18 protein-coding genes are annotated in these 19152 nt (G+C 45.6%); 9 read left to right on the forward strand and 9 right to left on the reverse strand.

From position 1 onward, the window contains the following. Positions 1–76: 76 nt before the first annotated feature. The 4 genes from ACTIE0_RS00420 to ACTIE0_RS00435 all read right to left on the reverse strand — a co-directional run bounded on the left by ACTIE0_RS00420 (position 77) and on the right by ACTIE0_RS00435 (position 4333). On the reverse strand, positions 77–2311 hold the full coding sequence (locus ACTIE0_RS00420; RefSeq protein ID WP_006670531.1) for a chemotaxis protein CheA: 2235 nt from the start codon (positions 2309–2311) through the stop codon (positions 77–79). 18 nt (positions 2312–2329) lie between these two features. Next, complete coding sequence (locus ACTIE0_RS00425) at positions 2330–2719, reverse strand: response regulator (protein ID WP_006670530.1); 390 nt, start codon at positions 2717–2719, stop codon at positions 2330–2332. A gap of 486 nt (positions 2720–3205) precedes the next feature. Beyond that, positions 3206–4150 carry an isoaspartyl peptidase/L-asparaginase gene (locus ACTIE0_RS00430; RefSeq protein ID WP_006623129.1) on the reverse strand — a complete coding sequence of 315 codons (945 nt, stop codon included), beginning with the start codon at positions 4148–4150 and terminating at the stop codon, positions 3206–3208. 30 nt (positions 4151–4180) lie between these two features. After that, a complete protein-coding gene (locus ACTIE0_RS00435; protein ID WP_071533551.1) occupies positions 4181–4333 on the reverse strand; it encodes a DUF2256 domain-containing protein in 153 nt (50 codons plus the stop codon). Between the two features lie 47 nt (positions 4334–4380). Between ACTIE0_RS00435 and ACTIE0_RS00440 the strand changes: the two genes are divergently transcribed. The 4 genes from ACTIE0_RS00440 to ACTIE0_RS00455 all read left to right on the forward strand — a co-directional run bounded on the left by ACTIE0_RS00440 (position 4381) and on the right by ACTIE0_RS00455 (position 8701). After that, on the forward strand, positions 4381–5148 hold the full coding sequence (locus tag ACTIE0_RS00440) for an RNA methyltransferase (RefSeq protein WP_006670529.1): 768 nt from the start codon (positions 4381–4383) through the stop codon (positions 5146–5148). A gap of 176 nt (positions 5149–5324) precedes the next feature. Beyond that, positions 5325–6806, forward strand: a complete 1482-nt coding sequence (locus ACTIE0_RS00445) for a serine hydrolase (protein WP_006670528.1) — start codon at positions 5325–5327, stop codon at positions 6804–6806. Positions 6807–6842: 36 nt separating this feature from the next. Next, on the forward strand, positions 6843–7898 hold the full coding sequence (locus ACTIE0_RS00450) for a pentapeptide repeat-containing protein (protein WP_439516817.1): 1056 nt from the start codon (positions 6843–6845) through the stop codon (positions 7896–7898). A gap of 35 nt (positions 7899–7933) precedes the next feature. Further along, positions 7934–8701 carry a pentapeptide repeat-containing protein gene (locus ACTIE0_RS00455; protein ID WP_006623124.1) on the forward strand — a complete coding sequence of 256 codons (768 nt, stop codon included), beginning with the start codon at positions 7934–7936 and terminating at the stop codon, positions 8699–8701. A 33-nt stretch (positions 8702–8734) separates the two neighbouring features. Here ACTIE0_RS00455 and ACTIE0_RS00460 read toward each other — a convergent pair whose 3' ends face one another. Further along, positions 8735–9538, reverse strand: a complete 804-nt coding sequence (locus ACTIE0_RS00460; RefSeq protein WP_006668363.1) for an alpha/beta hydrolase — start codon at positions 9536–9538, stop codon at positions 8735–8737. 176 nt (positions 9539–9714) lie between these two features. Here ACTIE0_RS00460 and ispG point away from each other — a divergent pair, with 176 nt between their 5' ends. Together ispG and ctpC are read left to right on the forward strand one after the other, a co-directional pair. Beyond that, positions 9715–10932, forward strand: coding sequence for a (E)-4-hydroxy-3-methylbut-2-enyl-diphosphate synthase (gene ispG, locus ACTIE0_RS00465; RefSeq protein WP_006623121.1), 1218 nt, complete (start codon positions 9715–9717; stop codon positions 10930–10932). A 142-nt stretch (positions 10933–11074) separates the two neighbouring features. Then, on the forward strand, positions 11075–12358 hold the full coding sequence (ctpC, locus tag ACTIE0_RS00470) for a carboxyl-terminal processing protease CtpC (protein ID WP_046318625.1): 1284 nt from the start codon (positions 11075–11077) through the stop codon (positions 12356–12358). A 64-nt stretch (positions 12359–12422) separates the two neighbouring features. Here the strand turns inward: ctpC and ACTIE0_RS00475 are convergent, their stop codons facing one another. Then, positions 12423–12857, reverse strand: coding sequence for a hypothetical protein (locus ACTIE0_RS00475; protein ID WP_006623119.1), 435 nt, complete (start codon positions 12855–12857; stop codon positions 12423–12425). A 98-nt stretch (positions 12858–12955) separates the two neighbouring features. On the opposite strand from ACTIE0_RS00475, the gene pyrE reads away from it, so the two are divergent. The 3 genes from pyrE to ACTIE0_RS00490 all read left to right on the forward strand — a co-directional run bounded on the left by pyrE (position 12956) and on the right by ACTIE0_RS00490 (position 16315). Then, on the forward strand, positions 12956–13582 hold the full coding sequence (gene pyrE / locus ACTIE0_RS00480) for an orotate phosphoribosyltransferase (protein WP_006623118.1): 627 nt from the start codon (positions 12956–12958) through the stop codon (positions 13580–13582). A 363-nt stretch (positions 13583–13945) separates the two neighbouring features. Beyond that, the gene (locus ACTIE0_RS00485) at positions 13946–14269 is read left to right on the forward strand and encodes a hypothetical protein (RefSeq protein WP_006623117.1); all 324 of its coding nucleotides are present in this window, start codon (positions 13946–13948) and stop codon (positions 14267–14269) included. 546 nt (positions 14270–14815) lie between these two features. Continuing rightward, positions 14816–16315: an ATP-binding protein gene (locus ACTIE0_RS00490; protein ID WP_006668362.1), complete on the forward strand. Its 1500-nt coding sequence runs from the start codon at positions 14816–14818 to the stop codon at positions 16313–16315. A gap of 200 nt (positions 16316–16515) precedes the next feature. Here ACTIE0_RS00490 and ACTIE0_RS00495 read toward each other — a convergent pair whose 3' ends face one another. The 3 genes from ACTIE0_RS00495 to ACTIE0_RS00505 all read right to left on the reverse strand — a co-directional run bounded on the left by ACTIE0_RS00495 (position 16516) and on the right by ACTIE0_RS00505 (position 19041). Further along, positions 16516–17685 (reverse strand): FtsW/RodA/SpoVE family cell cycle protein, encoded by a 1170-nt coding sequence (locus ACTIE0_RS00495; protein WP_006623115.1) that lies wholly within the window; start codon positions 17683–17685, stop codon positions 16516–16518. Positions 17686–17760: 75 nt separating this feature from the next. Next, positions 17761–18150, reverse strand: a complete 390-nt coding sequence (locus ACTIE0_RS00500) for a hypothetical protein (protein WP_006623114.1) — start codon at positions 18148–18150, stop codon at positions 17761–17763. 138 nt (positions 18151–18288) lie between these two features. Next, positions 18289–19041: a pentapeptide repeat-containing protein gene (locus ACTIE0_RS00505; protein ID WP_228116416.1), complete on the reverse strand. Its 753-nt coding sequence runs from the start codon at positions 19039–19041 to the stop codon at positions 18289–18291. Positions 19042–19152 lie beyond the last annotated feature (111 nt).

Here is a 19152-nt window from a genome sequence, read left to right on the forward strand (position 1 = left end):
TTCGCCCATTATTGCCCTAAAATAATCGGCATTAACGGTTAGTTAACATCCAGTTTTTCGGGAATTATTGAATTAATTAACCGGAGTTAATTGCCGTTTTTGGTGTCGTTAAAAATTGATTAATTGTGCTACAAATTAACGCCGGAACATCCATAATTAAAACTACTCGACCATCGCCCAATTCGGTCGCCCCAGAAATTCCCGGACTTTGCAGCAACGGATCAGTTAACGGCCGCACTACAATTTCTCGCAGTCCCAAGATTCTATTCACTACTAAACCGGTGGAATTAAGGCTATTACCAATCACCACAACAGTTAATTTTTCCGAGTTGTCTGTAGTCACAGCACAGTTAAATAGACGCGCTAAATATCGCAGGGGGAAAACATGACCTCGATAGGAAATTATTTCCTGACCTTCCAGGCAAATAATTCTCTCATTCTCAATAGATAATACCTCCTGTATAGAGGATTCTGGAATGGCAAAGGTTTGACCGCTAACTTCCACAATCAGAGCATCAGTAATCGCTAAAGTCAACGGCAAATCAATAATAAAATGACTGCCTTTTCCTTTTTGAGTGGTGAATTTCACACAACCACCCAGTTCTTGAACGGTGTTTTTGACGATCGCCATTCCCACACCCCGACCACTAGCCAGATCCGCCTCTTCTTTGGTCGAAAAACCTGGGGAACATAACAGATCGAGTATCGTCTGGGAATCATAGTTATCTGGATCATTAGTCTCCGATACAGAATCCGACAATAAACCCTGTTGTTTTGCCCGTTTTAACACCCTAGAAATATCGACTCCCTGACCATCATCTTCAATTTCAATAATCACCATTTCCCCCGCCGCCGAAGCGCGTAAGGCGATCGCACCCGTAGCAGATTTTCCCGCTTTTAGTCGTTCCTCCGTTGATTCGATACCGTGACTAACCGCATTACGGACTAAATGCAATAACGGGTCCATCATGCGCTCAACCACAAACTTATCAATCTCAGTTTCCGCGCCGGAAATTTCCAGAGCTACCTGTTTTCCCGTTAGTCGCATCAGATCCCTAACTACAAACTGCATCCTCGCGAAAATTTCCGCAATGGGAACCAGTCGCACCTGCATCACCCCCTGACGCAGATCCCGCAGTTGTCGTTCTAAAGTTAGGTTAATTTCCTGTAAAGTTCGCCGCCTAGCCGCCGGGACCGTTGGGGGTAAATTTTTGAGGTTTTCCTCCAGTCGTGCCCGCGTAATTACTAATTCTCCCACCATCCGCATCAGTTCATCAAGTTTCGGTAGGTCTACCCGTACTAAGTTAGATCCACTAATTAGGGGGCTAGTTGACTTAGTCGGAGAGATAGCATTACTGGTTTCCGGTTCTGAGATCTCCAATGGTTCCGCTTCCGCAGTTTCTTTCCCCGACTCTGACTCTTTCCTCTCTGGCTCCTCTGACTGAGAACTAGATACCACCGCGATCGCCTCAACTTCTTCTGGCGCTGTGGCTGTTGCTGGCGCTTCCGGTCCTCTGGAAGGTTCAACCTCCGAGTTAGATGAGCGAATGCTGGTCGCAGAAACTGAACTGGGAATGTGATATGGTTCCCAACTCAGATATTTCAGCTCAGAGCCTAAATTGTGATTTTCCGGTCCCTCAGTTGCGACAATAAAATCAAACAGGATTTTCTGATTGGCGTTTAGGCGGGGAGACACATAAATCAACTCACCGATCGCTTGCAGTTGTTCCCGAATGGCGTTAACTCCGATCCCCTGTTTGGATAGCTCTGTACTAGGAGTGAAGACGAAATGCCAGATCGGTTTTCCTTCACCGACTAACGCCTCTAATCGTTTCATTTCCTCTGGTTTCAGCTTCACCTCAAAGGGGGTAATAGCTGCATTTGGGGTTTTAGCCACCACCGGAGGGTTACAGGCTTCCAATTGGCTGATAATTTCCTCAATATCCGGGGGATCTTCCTTCGTGCGATAGGCTTCGATCGCTCTCTCCAGAATTTGAGTTCCCGACATCAGAGCATCAAAACCCTCTGGTTTCAGGGAGGTTTGACCATCTCTTAGCGATCGCAGATAACTCTCCATTTGGTGAGCCAATTTCTCCGCTTCCCGCACACCCACCATCGCCGACAGTCCTTTAATTGAGTGAAAGCTGCGGAACAGTTCATTCAGAATCGAACCCTCTATTTGGGGCTGATTCATACAGGACTCTAGCGCCAAGAGTTCTCGCCGCACGACGGCTAAATGCTCTTCACACTCAGCAAAATAATCATCTAAAAAGTCATCAAAAAAGTTGTTGCTTTCTGTAGGACTAGACACGATCGCCTTGGTACTCTCTTAATTTATATTACTCGCACATGGCTCTGATAATAAGTTGACAATTTCCCCCGATAACGATTTCGGATGAAATGGTTTAGTTAAATAGCAAGCTGCACCCGCCGCGATCGCTTCACTACGACTTTCATCATCCCCTTTCGTGGTTAAAATCACAATCGGTGTTTCCCTATATTCCGGGTGGTTTAGCACAAACCGCAACACTTCCAGACCGTGCATATCTGGCATATTTAAGTCTAAAATCATTAAGTCAAACGGGGCGATTTCTAACTGCTCGATCGCCTCTAATCCATTCCCCGCCTCGCTAAAAGCTACATCTTTAACATCCCTGAGAGATGCCATTACCATTTTTCGCATGGTTGCTGAATCATCTACAACTAGAATCCGTCTCATTTTTATGGACTCCTAAGCATGAATACGCTGGGTTTCATCCTACAGCCTTTGACTGATGGATTGCTAATTATTAGCCTCCATCCCAAACCTTAGCCTAGGTTTCCATCAATCGGGCTGTGATGGTACTGATTAACAAAGCGTTCTCTCCAGACTACCAAGTTAATCGGGTTCTCAATTGACTACCGCACCTCTGAACTTACTATTAACCCCAATCAACTGATTGTCCAATTTATCTGCCTCAATTTTTGTTGATTGTCGGGGCGAAAAAATCTCTCGCCTCTCAGTAAATTTCCAGGACAGAACGCAATTTTTATTATATTCTATACCAGTTAAACTGGTACAAAAATGTTGAAAAAATTAACACAACTATATAAGTTTATAGGTCAGATCACCGGATCTAAAAAGTAAAAAAAATATTAAGTTTTCTTCAGTATTAATAACCCCCCCCAGTGGTGGGGGAGGGAAGGTGGGGGAAATTGGGGCTAACTAAGCCACTAACACCTGAGTTCCCGGTAGCATTTCCAAACTATCTCCCATAGTTTGACCATTATGGAAGGCGGCGAGAATCACATCGCTAGTTTTTCCCCAAGCGATCGCCCCGGAAGCATCCAAACCGATCGCCCCCAAGTCCCGCTGACGATCATTAGCCTCGACAAAAGAACGTTCAAAAGCCGATCGCAAAGACAAACCATCTCCGACGCGGATCACAATTTTGGCGGCGAGACACTCATCAATAATATCCTCACCGATACCCGTACAACTCACCCCAGCCTGAGCTGTGGCATAATTACCAGCAGGCATAGCCGAATCACTAACCCGACCAATACGTTCAAACCCCTTACCACCAGTAGAAGTTCCGGCGGCGATCCGACCATTTTGGTCTAAAGCGACGACCCCGATAGTGCCGCGACCAGCTTCATCATCAGAGGTTTCGGCGACCACATTAGCCATTTTGCGGTTAAAATCCTGCTTGCGGTCTTCGATCCACTCATAAAGACGGCGATCGGTTAGGGGGTCAAAAGGGGCTATATTTAACTCCCGCAGAAGTTCGGCAGCCCCATAATCGGATAAAATGCGATCGGGAGAGGTTTGCAGAAACTTAGCCAACTCAATGGGGTTTTTCAGCCTAGAGACATTAATCACCCCGCTAAAGCGTTGTAAACTGCCATTCATCAAAGCCGCACTCATGCGGATCTGTCCGTCAGACTGCAACACCGAACCGACCCCAGCATTAAATAGGGGATCATCTTCGAGAAGTTGACAGCCACGAATCACCGCATCCTCAGCAGTTGTACCCTTTTCGAGTAAGCCATAAACCTCAGTTATCACCTGATAAAGAGATTTGCGAACAGTTTCTACGCCTCCTTTACCTTGGAGAGAACTACCCGCCCCACCATGTATGATTAGTTTTGGTTGCACATTAACACCCATAGCTGTACAATTTATGGGGATATTTCCCCTTTAATTCTGTTCGTTGCGTCGGCGACGGCAACGCTCGGAACAGTATTTAACCTCATCCCAACAGTTTGCCCACTTTTTGCGCCAAACAAAGGGGCGATCGCAGACTGGGCAAATTTTCTGAGGGAAGTCTGACTTAGCTCGCTGACGTGCCATACTAGAACATTGATCGCTCGCTTATTATATCAGCGGTTATGATAGCAATGGTAGAGACTCAGTGGGAAACCGCATTAGCTAAAATTAGGATTGTATTGGTTGAACCGGCGGGAGCGTTAAATGTGGGGTCGTGCGCCAGGGTAATGAAAAATATGGGGTTAACCCAAATGGTACTGGTTAACCCCCACTGTGACCCCATGAGCTGCGAAGCTAAAACCATGGCAGTTCATGCCCAAGATGTTTTAGAATCAGCCCAGATAGTAGACAGTTTACCCCCAGCCTTAATCGGATGCCAAAAGGCGATCGCCACCACCGCTCGCGATCGTAGTTTTGACAGAACCCTTGAACATCCCAGAACCACCCTCCCCTGGCTACTCCACAGCCCCGCCGCCCTGATTTTCGGTCCCGAAGATCGTGGCTTGAGCAATACAGAACTAAACTATGCTCAAAGGATAGTTCGCATTCCCAGCAGTAGCGCCTATGAATCCCTAAATTTAGCCCAAGCCGTGGCTGTCTGCTGTTACGAACTCTCACTAAGCGCTCAAACCCTCATCGACCAGAATACATTACCCAGCCCAGAACCATCAGAACCATTATCAGCCACCCTCGACCAACTGGAAGGATACTATCAACAGCTAGAAACCCTCCTACTCAAAATCGGTTATGTCTACCCCCACACCGTCAGCAGTCGTATGGAAAAATTTAGGCATTTATTTAACCGCGCCCAGCCATCTAGTACAGAAGTTGCTATGCTACGGGGGGTTATCTCTCAGGTAGAATGGGCATTAACTGTTAAGCAACATCCGCCCAGTTAATGGTAATCTCGATATCGTTGATTCCCAGGCTCAACTGTCGATTCCTATTGCTAAGTAAGGGCGGGTTATAAAGAGTCTGGACCTCAATAGAGATGATTGCAGAACCAGCCCCTACGACTTGATGGGTGTAATTTCCATAGTCTATTGTCCTCTTTGATGATTTTTAGGTGTTAGGTGTGGCTCACCGATATCCCCGTCGCTCATTTTTATCCTTTGTTTCCCAATGGGGGGCCAAGTCCCGGAAGTCAAAAGGCCCTCAATCTCGTGATCAGCGTCGTGGCCGTTCCCCTAGTCCCACTTCTCAATCACAATCATCCTCACGGAGACCTGTCTCCCCCAACCTTTCCCCAACTGGTCAAATTCCCCCCATACATATCCCTGAAAACGGATATTTCGACCCCGTGTTAGATCAACTGCGACAAAAACCCCCCATTACCAGAAACCGGAAAAAGACACCTCAGCTACCACCACCAAACTCTAGAAAACGCCGTCGGGGAAAACCTACACCGCGTCAGGGAGTTAGCAACGGTAAACCATCTAACATAGTCCCCTTAAATAGGTCTATCACTCCCCAAGTATATCCCCCCCCTCAGCGGACTATGCAACCCCTTACCCCTGTGAAAAAACGGGTGGTAAGGCGTAAGAGTCGCCGTGTCTCTCCCATAGTTTATGGAACCCGGTTGCTGATTTTAGGCATTGGTATCGGGGTGATTTCGGGAACAGTTCTCTCAATTCTCAACTCCCTCGGTCGTGCTACCGCCGGGGCTAGTTCTATTGAGAATTTAGAGACACAGGAAACTAGCATTAACAGCCTAACAGCCACCCGAATTTTGCCCCTATCTCTGCAATTAAACCGGGAAATAAAAGACTTAAAAACTCAACTGGAATTGGTGGCTGCAGCATCCCCAGATATTACTCCGGCTTTGATGTTTTTAGACCTGAATACTGGCGGATATGTCGGTTTAAGAGAACAGTCTAAAGTGCCGGCAGCTAGTACAATTAAAGTCCCGATTTTAGTGGCGTTTTTTCAAGCCGTTGATGCGGGAGAAATTCGCCTAGATGAAATGCTGGTGATGACGGAAAATCACCAGGTGGGAGAAGCGGGGATTATGCAATATCAGCCGCCGGGGACTGAATATACAGCCTTAGCAACTGCTACTAAAATGATGACAATTAGTGATAATACAGCCACTAATATGATTATAGAACGGCTGGGAGGGTTTCAGGTTCTTAATCAAAAGTTCCGCAGTTGGGGTCTGACAGATACTCTGGTGCGTAACCCTTTACCTGATATTGAAGGGACTAATCAAACTACGCCTAGGGATATGGTTAGTCTTTTGAGTCAAATTCACCAAGGGGGTTTACTTTCGATGACATCACGCGATCGCCTCTTGCGAATTATGACAGAAACAGAAAATAATCACCTATTACCTAGCGGGGTCAGTAATGGGGCGGTAGTCGCCCACAAAACTGGAACCCTAAACATTATGTTAGCCGATGTGGGTATAGTTGATATGCCCAATGGTAAACGCTACATTTTAGCTATTTTAGCCCAAAGAAACAATGGCGACCAAGCGGCTGAATCAATGATTCAAAAAATGTCCAGACAAGTCTATCAGTATTTGAGCCAAAAAACATCGGAAACCGTCACTCCATAATTACCAGACAATTAGGCTGTTGAAATAGGGTAAAATATGACGGACTACCAGGCTAATCAATTATTTAAACAAGGGGTTTCTCAATATCATCAAGGTGATATTCCGGCGGCTTTGGAATTGTGGCGCGAAGCGCTGACGGTCTATCAAAAATTGGGCGATCGCCAACGGGAAGGCGCTACTTGGGGTAATTTGGGTATAGCTTATGCTGCTTTGTCTAATTCTCAAGAAGCCATTACCTGCTATCAAACTCACCTCCGTATCGCTGAAGATATTGGGGATATATCAGGACAGCTTAACGCCCTGACTAACCTGGGAATAGCTTATCATGCTACTGATGAGTTACCAAAAGCGATCGCCTGCTATCAAAAACAGTTGGAAATTGCTAATCAAATGGGCGATCGTACCCAGAAAATCAACGCCCTACAGCGCCTCCGACTCACCTGGGAACATATCCCAGACCCTCAACAAGTCAATGACTGTCGCCTCCAACAATGGGAAATTGCCCATCAGTGGCTTGGAGTAGTCGGGATGGCAGAATTTACCCAAATTCTCGAACAGGTGGGTTTAAGCCTCACAGAAGACCTTTATGGGCAGGATTTAACCGGGGTTGACCTAAGTAATGCTAACTTGCGCGGCGCTAACTTAGCCCAGGCTAACCTCACTAATGCCAACTTGACCCTGGCTGACCTCAGCAATGCTAATCTACAGGGAGCTAACCTCAGTAACGCTATCCTCTGCAACGCTAACCTCCGAGATGCTAATTTACAAGAGGCTAACCTCTCTCAAGCCGATCTACGAACTAAACTCCCCCGCGCTAAACTCAGTAATGCTAACCTGACCCAAGCTGATCTCACTAGCGCCTATCTCCCCCGCGCTAACCTCAGTAATGCTAATTTGCAGAGTGCTAATTTTACCTATGCGGACCTTAGTGGGGTAAACTTGACAGGAGCTAACCTCCAGAAAACAGATTTCAGCCGCGCGGAATTAGCTGATATCATGGTGGAAAATGTCGAATTTACTGAGGCGATCGGTATTTCTCGGCGACTGCAACCTGAATTGCAACGAAAAGGCGCAATTTTTGGAGACAGTTAAAAGTTGAATGAATCTCCTCTAAACTCTCTTGAATTATGACTGGTGTTGAAGGACTTTGGCCGCAAAATATTAGCCCCAATAAATTGGCGATCCTAGAGCGTAAATTTGCCATCTGGTTGCGATCGCAAGAATTAGAATCAGAACCCTCTCCTGTGGCGCAACAGCATCAGACTTTAGAAGAATTACAAGCCTTGACTAAAAAAGCTGTAGCCCAAGGCTGGAATTTTGCCCAATTACAGGGCATTATTCAGACCGTAGTTGATGCTAAAACTGATAATTTTCTCGAGTTAGCCACCTTAGCAGAATTGAAAATATCGGAAGATTTTGTGGGCGCAAGACTCCTGGGAACACATCTCAGTAACCTTGATCTCAGTGGCGCTAACTTACAAAATACTTACCTGCGGGGAGTTGATTTAAGTGATGCAGATCTTAGTAGTGCTGACCTGCGTTTTGCTAACCTTAGTGGTGCAGATCTCAGTGGGGCGCTGTTGAGTGATGCTAATTTGAGTGGCGCAGATCTACATAGGGCGAGTCTGGCTTTGGCTAGTCTCAGCGGCGCAGACCTGTGCGGCGCGAATTTGACAGAGGCTAATCTAAATAACTGTAATCTGAGTGATGCTAACCTCCATAATGCTATCCTCAAAAATGCTGATTTGCACCAAGCTGGGTTAGCCCTTACTAATTTGAAAGGGGCGGACTTTACGGGGGCTATTGTTAAACAAGCTAGATTATGGCATGATTCGGGACTGTCTGAGGAAGTTAAACAAGATTTGATTAAACGAGGGGCAATTTTTGAAGAGTGAAAAATTAGGGCGATCGCGCCCTGGGGGAAAATTTTAGATACTCCTCTGGCTAAAAAAATCGGCGATCGCCTGGCTAATTTCCTCCCCATTAACATCTAAAATCATGACATGACCTGACTGGTCAAACCAACGGACATCTAAATTGTTTGGTAGTTGTTTTTCCATCCAATTAATTACCACCGGACTGACTAAATCATCCCTATGGGAATGAATAGCTAACACCGGACAAGTAATTGAAGATAAATCTGATCGGGCTATCCTGGCTAGTTGTTGCAGCGCCCGCCCCGCCCGAGAATTATCAAATAAATAAACGGGGTTATCAAAAGGCTTGGGTTGAGTGGGGATAGAAATATTCGCCCAACCAAATAAAGCCAATAAAATCACAGCCCGAGGCGGTAATTTTAACGCTGGTGCAGTGACCGCACAGGCATCTACTCGCCCCTCCGCCGCCATTTTTAAAGCGATCGCACCTCCCATAGAATGCCCAAAAATACCTACAAATTCATAATGCGATCGGGCTAATTCCAACTCCCGACGCACAGCAGATAACATTCCTTCCGCCGTCATTTTGGGAAAAAATAACTTCTGGTCTGCTAATTCTTGAAAACCATGACCAGGCAATAAAGGCCCCACTCCATCAAGCCCCCGACTTAGACAGGCTTGCGCTACTGGTCTCACCTCAAAAGGAGTGGCGGTAAACCCATGTAAACACAAAACCACCCGATTGGATTTAGGTTCAGCCCGCAACCAAAAGGGTACACCCCTTGACCAGATTTTGTCTGTCCACTCGACTGCTAAAGACTCAAAACCCGAAAAATAGCGCAGATGTTCACTCATAGCCAATTATCTAATCTACAATCAAGCGATCGCTACCCGTATTCGTGACAATTTAAACAATTTAAGCGATCGGATCAACCACAAGTCCCCAATTTGTGGCAATCTATCTTTAATATAGACACCTATTGAATTTTGAGAACCCACTCTTAAAACTAAGCAATTATCAAATTCAGATCATGCAAACCCTACCCATAACCACTCCGACCGCTAGTCAGCCCTCCGTTGACACAGTAATTCACCGTCGCCAAACCCGTCCAGTCCGGGTCGGAAACATCACCATTGGCGGAGGATACCCCGTCGTAGTTCAGTCCATGATTAACGAAGATACCATGGACATAGAAGGTTCCGTCGCCTCCATTCGTCGGCTGCATGAAATGGGTTGTGAAATCGTCCGCGTCACAGTTCCCAGCGTCGGACACGCCAAAGCCGTAGGCGAAATCAAACAAAAACTCGCCGCCACCTATCAACCCGTCCCCCTAGTCGCAGATGTTCACCACAACGGCATGAAAATTGCCCTAGAAGTCGCCAAGCACGTCGATAAAGTGCGGATTAACCCCGGATTATACGTCTTCGAGAAACCTAAAGGCGATCGTAGCGAATACACAGACACTGAATTTCAAGAAATCGGCGAGAAAATCCGCGAAACCCTCAAACCCCTAGTTATCTCCCTCCGTGACCAGGGTAAAGCCATGCGTATCGGCGTTAATCATGGTTCCCTAGCCGAAAGAATGCTATTTACCTACGGCGACACCCCCGAAGGTATGGTAGAATCAGCCCTGGAATTTATCCGCATCTGTGAATCCCTAGACTTTCAGAACTTAGTGATATCCCTAAAAGCCTCCCGCGTCCCCGTCATGTTAGCAGCCTATCGCCTCATGGCTAAACGCATGGATGACCTAGGGATGGACTATCCCCTACACTTGGGAGTTACCGAAGCCGGAGATGGAGAATATGGCCGCATTAAATCCACCGCTGGTATTGCTACCCTCTTAGCAGATGGTATTGGTGACACCATTCGGGTTTCCCTCACAGAAGCCCCAGAAAAGGAAATTCCTGTTTGCTATAGCATTCTGCAATCCCTAGGACTGCGGAAAACTATGGTAGAATATGTCGCCTGTCCCTCCTGTGGTCGCACACTCTTTAACCTCGAAGAAGTTCTCCACAAAGTCCGAGAAGCAACTAAACACCTGACTGGACTAGATATTGCTGTTATGGGTTGTATTGTTAACGGACCTGGAGAAATGGCAGATGCTGACTATGGTTATGTAGGAAAACAACCTGGCTATATTTCCCTATATCGGGGTCGGGAAGAAATTAAAAAAGTTCCCGAAGATCAAGGTGTCGAAGAATTAATTAATCTCATCAAAGCAGATGGACGCTGGGTAGAGCCATAAAAATCAAGCTGACCCCACCTCTGATGGGGGTGGGGGAGTCCCGGTCACAATTGGGCTTTTGGTCAACCTCCGCGATCGCCAGATCTGATGTGCTAGTATGCTGTTAATAGCTCTTAGTATTCTCTTCCGGTTCAGCAGATAAATGATTATATCAAAAAGTGGGCTTGTTATAGGCGCAACAGCAGTTATGCTGACCGCTGTTGCTGTTGCGGGCGCTGGTATACACCTTTCCGGCCAAGCATCCTTTCGGGAAAGCCCGAAGGAACTAATTGATGAAGTATGGCAAATTATTGATAGAAGTTACGTTGACGGTACCTTTAACCAGGTAGATTGGAGGGAACTTCGTAATGAGTTTCTAAGCCGAGAATATACTAATGATCAACAGGCTTATGAAGCTATCCGCGAAATGTTGGCTAAACTCGATGACCCTTATACCCGCTTCATGAACCCCGAAGAGTTCAGAAATATGCAAATTGATACTCAGGGAGAACTGACCGGGGTTGGTATCCAACTTACCCAAGATGAGGAAACCAATAAACTCGTCGTTATTTCCCCTATTGAGGACTCTCCCGCTTTTGATGCTGGGGTTCAGGCTCAGGATATTATTACTAAAATTGATGGCCGCAGCACTGAGGGAATGGAGCTCAATGAAGCTGTCAATTTGATTCGTGGACCAATTGGGACTCAGGTTAAGTTGACTATTTTGCGCGGTCCAAGGGAAATTGAGTTTAATATTACCCGCGCTCAGATTGAAATTCACCCGGTACGCTACTCTAAGAAACCTTCCCCCGTCGGCGATATCGGCTATATTCGTCTGAACAATTTTAGTGCTAATGCTGCCGAGGAAATGCGACAGGCGATCACTAACCTCGAACAACAGAATGTTTCAGGTTATATTCTCGATTTACGCTCTAATCCTGGCGGTCTGCTCTATGCTAGTATTGAAATCGCCCGTATGTGGCTAACAGAAGGCGATATAGTCTCTACCGTTAATCGTCAGGGAGAAATGGATCGACAACGCGCTAATAATCGCGCCCTCACTGATAAGCCTATGGTGATTCTTGTTGATGGCGGTTCCGCTAGTGCTAGTGAAATTCTATCCGGCGCTCTACAAGATAACAACCGCGCCGTTTTGGTCGGAACTAACACTTTTGGTAAGGGTCTAGTTCAGTCCGTTCGTGGCGTGGGTCGCGGTTCCGGTTTGGCGGTCACGATCGCTAAATATTTTACCCCTAATGGTCGTGACATTAATCATGAGGGAATTAAGCCTGATGTGATCGTTGAACTCACCGAACAACAGCGAGATATCCTCCGCGAAAACCGCGACAAAATTGGCACTCTTGATGATCCTCAATATGGCAAAGCCTTGGAAGTTTTGACTCAGAAAATCGCATCTCAACAAAACAATCAAGCTGTTTCTCAGTAGTCCCTTTGCAGGTGCGTCATTAACCTTTGATGACGCACCTGATCAAAAACTGGACTCGCTCCCATTAGGGATTAAACAAAAATCCCCCCGGAGTGTCGTTAGACAACTCGTTGATCACAGAAGGTTGAGTCAAAATTGAGGTGTTGTATGGGTTCGCTAGATCGGCAGTGCGGATAGTCGGACCGCTTAGGGTCTGCTGGAGCATTCTCTCTCTATACAGTTGATTCACTCGTCTGGCATCATCAGCAATCAAACTTTCAGGAAAACCATTAATAGCACCCGGCCAGGGATAGCTTAACCCGAAGAATACCGAAAGTTGACCCATCAGGGATTGATTTTTAAAAGCATCCCCAGAACTGCGGGTCGCCGCCTGGTTAAAGTCTTCCGCAAAAGGCTGGAAACGGGTTCTCGGTTGCGCCACAACTCCCTCAACCCACACGAATGAGGCGATCGCTACCCCTAACACTCCACTGATACTCTGTAATAAAATTCTGTTCATGGCATTAACCTTGGTGAATCTGTTTGGTCAGATGGTCTCTCCCAGTGTACGATCAGATGGAGTGATTACAGATTTGTTTCCTACCTTTTCCCTCCTTTATGACTAACCCTTCAGAAATCCCTGCTCTTTGCGATCTCAATGCCTCTTGTGCAGCTTTAGATACCCTGCGATCGTGGCTACTTGACCTTTTGTGTCAACTCGCTTATCAAGAAGGGGATTTTGTTCTCTCCTCTGGTCAGCAGAGTTCCTACTATATTAATTGTAAACAGGTCACATTACATCCCGCTGGGTCGGTGGCGATCGCTCGCCTGATTTTACCATTACTTCCCCTGGAAACAGAAGCAGTCGCCGGGCTTACCCTCGGTGCTGATCCTATGGTTTCCTCCGTTAGTGTCGTTTCTGTCTACGAAAATCGACCTATACCCGCCCTCATTATCCGAAAAGAAGCTAAGGGACACGGAACTAAAGCCTACATCGAAGGACCCGAACTATCCCCCGGCGCTAACGTCGTAGTTCTCGAAGATGTTGTCACTACTGGACAATCTGCCCTCAAAGCTGTACAACGCCTTACTGATGCTGGATACAGCGTTGATAAGGTTATCGCTTTAGTCGATCGCCATCAAGGGGGGGCTGAACTTTATCAAAATGCTGGCCTTAATTTGGAGTCCCTCTACAGCATTAATCAACTACAAACTCGTTATCAGACTCTAAACTTGGATCATTAAATTCTCCTGTTAACTAAGTTGATTTTTTCATCAATTTAAAAAAAACGCCCCGCCCCAGGGTTGACAAGTGGGGGTAATTAATGGTAAGCTACAGATATGTATTTAAATAATGGTAATCTATTCAATTACCAAAAAAATGTCAACATTTCCATTGTTAAAAATAATACCACAAATCAGCCAGGAAAGCCACCACCCCAGAGCAAAAAATTTTTTTTGTAATATTTCTTAAATTTTTTTTCACCAAACTTTACATAAAGTGGGCATTGATGAGCGTGCATTGAGAAATCCGTAAAAAATTATCATAATCAACACAATTTTTGATAAAATTTAACATATACCCAACACCCCACCTAGGAAAAAACTATGTCAGGATTTATTAGAGGCTTATTTGGTCGCAAATCAGAAACAACAAAAACTCAAGGAAGTTCTTTCTATCTTGATCCCGATAGCGCCAAGAGTTTAGGCGATATTGAGTATATGCGTAAGCCTTTAGAAGTTAAAAAGTCTTTCCCTAAAATGTCGGGAGGAAAACCTTTCGAGGCTCCTAAAGCTACCGCTAAACCAGCGATGGAAATGACCCAGCCTAAAGCTACTGAATCTCCAGCACCAGAGGTGAAAAGCGATCGTCGTCGTGCTGACTCCAGTTTGGATATGTTCCGTAACATGGCTCGTGATCTTAAAAAATAATCATTATTCTGCCACCAGGCTTTAGGTAAATGTAGGGGCTGGCTGAAACTGTCAAGTTATGTTGAACCTAGCTCCTACTAGGCTATCTTCTGCTGAACTGCTCTGTAATGGTCGAAAAATTTAACTTTTTTTTTCACAAACAAAAGCCGATTTTTGTGCTATGGTCTAGTCGTGAATTTTAAATAATTTGATAATCTGTAACTTGAGATACTAAATAAAAAACTCTGATTGTCAAATAACCATTAAGGTTGTTTGAGTCAGGACACCCACCGAATAGGTAGCTAGTTCCTGGCTCTGTCGTCAGTAGTTAAACAAGTATACAGGGTGAAGCTAGTGTTTCTGAGGTAACCAGATAAAATAACATTTTCTGAAAGCTAACATTGCCCCATAAGTGGGAGTGGGTTGGGCAAGTTTCCCATCAAAAAAACCTGCACACTAAACTAATTTAGGAGAAACCAGGATGCCAGAAAAATTCTGCCCCTCTTTTCCTGTCATTGGCGATTTCCTGAGTACAGGTATAGGGAGAGTCGCCAGGAGGGTGGAAAGATGAAATCAGTAAATCTATCCCTGCTTATATTAATGAAACAATTTGAGAGTTATTTTGACCTGCAAGAAATTAACACCACCCGGAAGGTGAATGCGGCGGTGGTGAATGTCAGTGGTCGTCAGCGGATGCTTTCCCAGAGAACAGCTTTTTTTAGCCTCAAGTTAGTTACTACTTCTGACCCAGCCGAAAGGGAGGTGATTCGGGAAACTTTGATTAAAGATATTACTCTGATGGAGCGATCGCATAAAGGTTTACTCTACGGTGATAGTGAGATGAATTTATTAACATCTCCTTCGGCTATAGTGCGATCGATGTATTTCCGAGAGCCGCTAAATTTAGATAAACGCATCCGCGAGTATATTTTAGCAGTCAGAACTTTAGCCACAACTGCGGACTCTGACTTAACACCGAGCCATCCTCACCTTGACTATATTACCAATATTGCCCCCAATGAATTGCTATCTATTCTTGATGCTGTAGTAGCGCAATATCAACGGGAAAGTGAAATCGAACAACTAGATCTTGAACAGACCCAAATTCAACTTTATCAACAAGCCTGTTCCGCCGCCGCGATCGCTCAAGCTCAAGCACAGCAACTAGAGCAAACTTTAGAGGAACTTAAACACACCCATTCACAGCTTTTTCAATCGGAAAAAATGGCATCATTGGGGCAAATGATGGCTAGTTTAGCCCACGAAATCAATAACCCCGTTAACTCGATATTTCATAATTTAGCCCATGTGGAAAACTATAGCAAAGACCTACTAGAACTCACTCGGCTTTATCAAGATATTTATTCCCCGACCGATCCGCGCATTCAAGAATACATAGATTCCATAGATTTAGAGTTTTTAGAGACGGATTTTTTGACAGTTATATCTAGCCTGAAATTGGGTTCAGATCGACTCTTTCAAATTGTGCGATCGCTGCGTAACTTCTCCCGCAAAGACAGCGACCAAATGCTAAAAGTCAATCTGGAAGAAGGTTTAGAGGGAACCTTACTCATCTTGAAAAACCGCTTACAAGCCACACCATCACGTCCGCCGATTCAAGTGATTCGAGACTATGGGAAACTACCGTCAATCCTCTGCTACCCAGGTCAACTGAATCAGGTGTTTATGAATTTGATCAGCAATGCCATTGATGCCTTAGATGAAGTAGGGGACTGGACACACAACAACCAACAGTCTCAGCCGTTAATTACAATTAAAACCCTGGCTAATTCAGAACAGATCACGATCATGGTTGCCGATAATGCTAAGGGTATCAACCTAACCACGAAAAACCAAATTTTTGAGCAATTTTTTACCACCAAAGAAATCGGTAAAGGTACGGGTTTAGGGTTATATATAAGTCGTGAAATTATCGTCTCCCGCCACTGTGGGGAAATTTGGTGCGAGTCAGAAATTGGCAAAGGAACCGAGTTTTGGATCAAACTTCCCTTAAACCCACAATGTCCTGATTTTTTGTCTAATTCCCCCATCTCAACAGTCAAATAGTTAAAAATTAATTAGTTATGTTAAGTTTTGTAAATAAATCACTCCCCACCCGCGATTGGGTTTCGGGAGGGTTGCTTTTGTTGCTGACCTATGGTAGTATTTAAATAATGGGACTTTTTTAATTTTTTTTTATTAATGCAAACAGAGAAATCATAAAATAGACATTACGTGGATAACATAGCATCATCCCGCGCTACTTGTCAACCCCTGTTTTGAGCAAGAGGCCTGATGGGAATAACCTGTGCTTCACTGCTTTCGCGGGCTACCCGAATCAATAAAGCAGATATTGCTAAACTAGCAATCATGGAACTTCCACCATAACTAAATAAGGGTAAAGGCAAACCAGTAGTTGGTAGTACCCCAGTAGCTACCCCAATATTCAGCAAAGACTGTCCCACCATGACGACCATGGCTCCGATCGCTACCAGTTGATGTTCAATATTATTGGCTAATTGAGCGACTCTCAGGGCAAGAGTCCCATAAGCGACTAGCATCAACAAAAGCAGCACCCCGCCAACAAAGCCAAACTCTTCGGCATAAACGGCAAAAATAAAATCGCTATACTGAATCGGCAGATAAAATAACTTTTGTTGAGATAATCCCAAACCAGCGCCCCAAAGACCGCCAGAACCGACAGCTAGTAGACTCTGAATTAATTGGTAGCCATCATTAACGGGATCAGCCCAGGGATTCATAAACGAGAGAACCCGCTTCCTTTGGTATTCTCGTAGGCTAATACTAATAGTAGCCAAGATTAACCCACCAACAGCAGTACCGCCCAAATACAAAAAAGGAAGTCCGGCGGCGAGGGCGATTAACCATAATGTCATACCACAAAGAGCGGTGGTGCTGAGGTTGGGTTGGGCTAAAATGAGCAACAAAATTAGCAGAAAAATCCCTAACCAGGTTAGTCGCGATCGCCAACTCAACCGCTCCCAGCGGGGAAAAAACCGCGCCGCTTGTAGTATCAGAAATGGCTTCATTAATTCCGAAGGCTGAATGAGAATTGGGCCTAGTGACAGCCATCGAGTCGCCCCGTTGATAGTAGTTCCCAAACCGGGGACTATAGTAAGAAACAATAACCCCATCACCGCGAATAATCCCCACTGAGCAGTCCGTAACGCGACCCGCACAGGGGTATTAACAATCACGTTAAATCCTACCATCCCCACTAACATCCATGTGAGCTGGCGTTTGAAGTAGTACAAACCATCCCCATGTTCAGCTAATGCACTAGGATAGGAAGCAGAAAACATCGCCACGAGACCGACAAATAGCCACACAAAGGTTAACCAGCGCAGCAGGCGAGGTTCTGTTGCCCAATTCTGGGAACTAGGATCGAAAAAGGGAATAAGATAGCGTAAGCGCATTCAGGATAAATTTAGATCAGCAGGGGATTTGGGCTATTGTAGCTTAGATAAAATCCGGTTGAGTGGCAATTTACCCTAATAGGCGGTTGATTTTTCTGGGTTCACCAATTGCAGAAAACTAGCCCGACACCAATCAATATCCTGCTCCACCTGAAAAGTTACATAATCGACACCGTATGCACTCCAGTAGTTAACGACCTTACCCACCCTCTCTGTGCTGCTATTGATGCGTTGCACCAGAGAACCGGGGGGAAACTTTTGGGCTACTGGGTGATCCTGCCAATGTTTAAGATATTTAATCCGCTCCTGTTCAGCTTCAGAGAGTAACTTCCAGGCTTCACGTTTCCAATGGGAATAGTTTTGGGTGAGTGCCTCAACTTCACGCCAGGTTGTCGCCGATCGCAGATCTTCTGCCAATTGAGCAGCTGTCTGGACTTCAAACTTTAATAGAGGTTGGGCACTCATGATGTTTAGAAGCTAACCCTAGGTTTAGCGAGTTTAGAGGATATGGGGATTTTTAGACCCCACATTTAGTATACTCACATTACCCGATTCTGAAAAGCGATCGCCAGATAAAAACTCAAAAACCCCTATCTCAGGAGATTAATCGTCCCAAAAATCTGCCGGAAGCAAGGGAGGTGGTGGCGCAGGGGGAGCGGCACAATTAACAGATTGATCAATAATGCACACGACCGGACCGAGAGTTGTTCCCTGTAACAAAGCACCAGACAAGTTTGTATTAGACAGTTGGGCACGATTGATATTAGTATCATTCAAGGCCGCACCCACCAGACTGGCACCAGTGAGATCGGCATCAGAAAAATTAGCACCCCGCAGATCTGCTCCCAGCAAATTAGCCCCGGTCAGATTAGCACGTTCCAGATTAGCCCTAAATAAAAAAGCCCTTTGGAGATTGCTATTCATCAAATCGGACTCTTCCAGATAAGCCTGACCGAGGTTAGCCTGAAATAGATTAGCATCCCTAAGATCAGCCCGCCGCAAGTCTACACGACCCAGCATAGCCTGACCGAGATCGGCTTCACGCAAATCAGCCCTTTGTAGGTTCGCATGGTGGAGATTAGCCTTAAACAAATTACTAGCAGCTAAACTCGCACCCCCCAAGTCGGCATTATACAGATTAGCCTCTTGCAGATTAGCACTGCGTAAATCTGCTTGTCGGAGGATAGCGCCGCCCAGATCGGCTTGAAAAAGATTAGCCCCGGAAAGTTGAGCGGCTGACAAGTCGGCTCCCCGCAGATCACAGCCAGGACATTGATTGGTAGTTAGAAGCCTCTGTAAGTCATCAGAGTCAGCGGCGATCGCACCAGTGATAAATCCTAATGGCGCGATCATCATGATTACAGCCTGAATCTTGAGTCTCATTAAATTATGCTCTATAAAACTTAAACAAAACCGGACATAGCCGGATCTTGATGTTTATTTCTGGCTTCGTCCGGGACTGTCGGC

This window comes from Limnospira sp., from assembly GCF_051859755.1.
Lineage (GTDB): Bacteria > Cyanobacteriota > Cyanobacteriia > Cyanobacteriales > Microcoleaceae > Limnospira > Limnospira fusiformis.

What these genes read in the sequence shown, in the direction of transcription:
- ACTIE0_RS00425 (WP_006670530.1), bottom strand. Translation starts at nt 2,719, where the DNA reads ATGAGACGGATTCTAGTTGTAGATGATTCAGCAACCATGCGAAAAATG.
- ACTIE0_RS00430 (WP_006623129.1), bottom strand. Translation starts at nt 4,150, where the DNA reads ATGGGTGTTAATGTGCAACCAAAACTAATCATACATGGTGGGGCGGGT.
- ACTIE0_RS00435 (WP_071533551.1), bottom strand. Translation starts at nt 4,333, where the DNA reads ATGGCACGTCAGCGAGCTAAGTCAGACTTCCCTCAGAAAATTTGCCCA.
- ACTIE0_RS00440 (WP_006670529.1), top strand. Translation starts at nt 4,381, where the DNA reads ATGGTAGAGACTCAGTGGGAAACCGCATTAGCTAAAATTAGGATTGTA.
- ACTIE0_RS00450 (WP_439516817.1), top strand. Translation starts at nt 6,843, where the DNA reads ATGACGGACTACCAGGCTAATCAATTATTTAAACAAGGGGTTTCTCAA.
- ACTIE0_RS00455 (WP_006623124.1), top strand. Translation starts at nt 7,934, where the DNA reads ATGACTGGTGTTGAAGGACTTTGGCCGCAAAATATTAGCCCCAATAAA.
- ACTIE0_RS00460 (WP_006668363.1), bottom strand. Translation starts at nt 9,538, where the DNA reads ATGAGTGAACATCTGCGCTATTTTTCGGGTTTTGAGTCTTTAGCAGTC.
- ispG (WP_006623121.1), top strand. Translation starts at nt 9,715, where the DNA reads ATGCAAACCCTACCCATAACCACTCCGACCGCTAGTCAGCCCTCCGTT.
- ctpC (WP_046318625.1), top strand. Translation starts at nt 11,075, where the DNA reads ATGATTATATCAAAAAGTGGGCTTGTTATAGGCGCAACAGCAGTTATG.
- ACTIE0_RS00475 (WP_006623119.1), bottom strand. Translation starts at nt 12,857, where the DNA reads ATGAACAGAATTTTATTACAGAGTATCAGTGGAGTGTTAGGGGTAGCG.
- pyrE (WP_006623118.1), top strand. Translation starts at nt 12,956, where the DNA reads ATGACTAACCCTTCAGAAATCCCTGCTCTTTGCGATCTCAATGCCTCT.
- ACTIE0_RS00485 (WP_006623117.1), top strand. Translation starts at nt 13,946, where the DNA reads ATGTCAGGATTTATTAGAGGCTTATTTGGTCGCAAATCAGAAACAACA.
- ACTIE0_RS00490 (WP_006668362.1), top strand. Translation starts at nt 14,816, where the DNA reads ATGAAATCAGTAAATCTATCCCTGCTTATATTAATGAAACAATTTGAG.
- ACTIE0_RS00495 (WP_006623115.1), bottom strand. Translation starts at nt 17,685, where the DNA reads ATGCGCTTACGCTATCTTATTCCCTTTTTCGATCCTAGTTCCCAGAAT.
- ACTIE0_RS00500 (WP_006623114.1), bottom strand. Translation starts at nt 18,150, where the DNA reads ATGAGTGCCCAACCTCTATTAAAGTTTGAAGTCCAGACAGCTGCTCAA.
- ACTIE0_RS00505 (WP_228116416.1), bottom strand. Translation starts at nt 19,041, where the DNA reads ATGATGATCGCGCCATTAGGATTTATCACTGGTGCGATCGCCGCTGAC.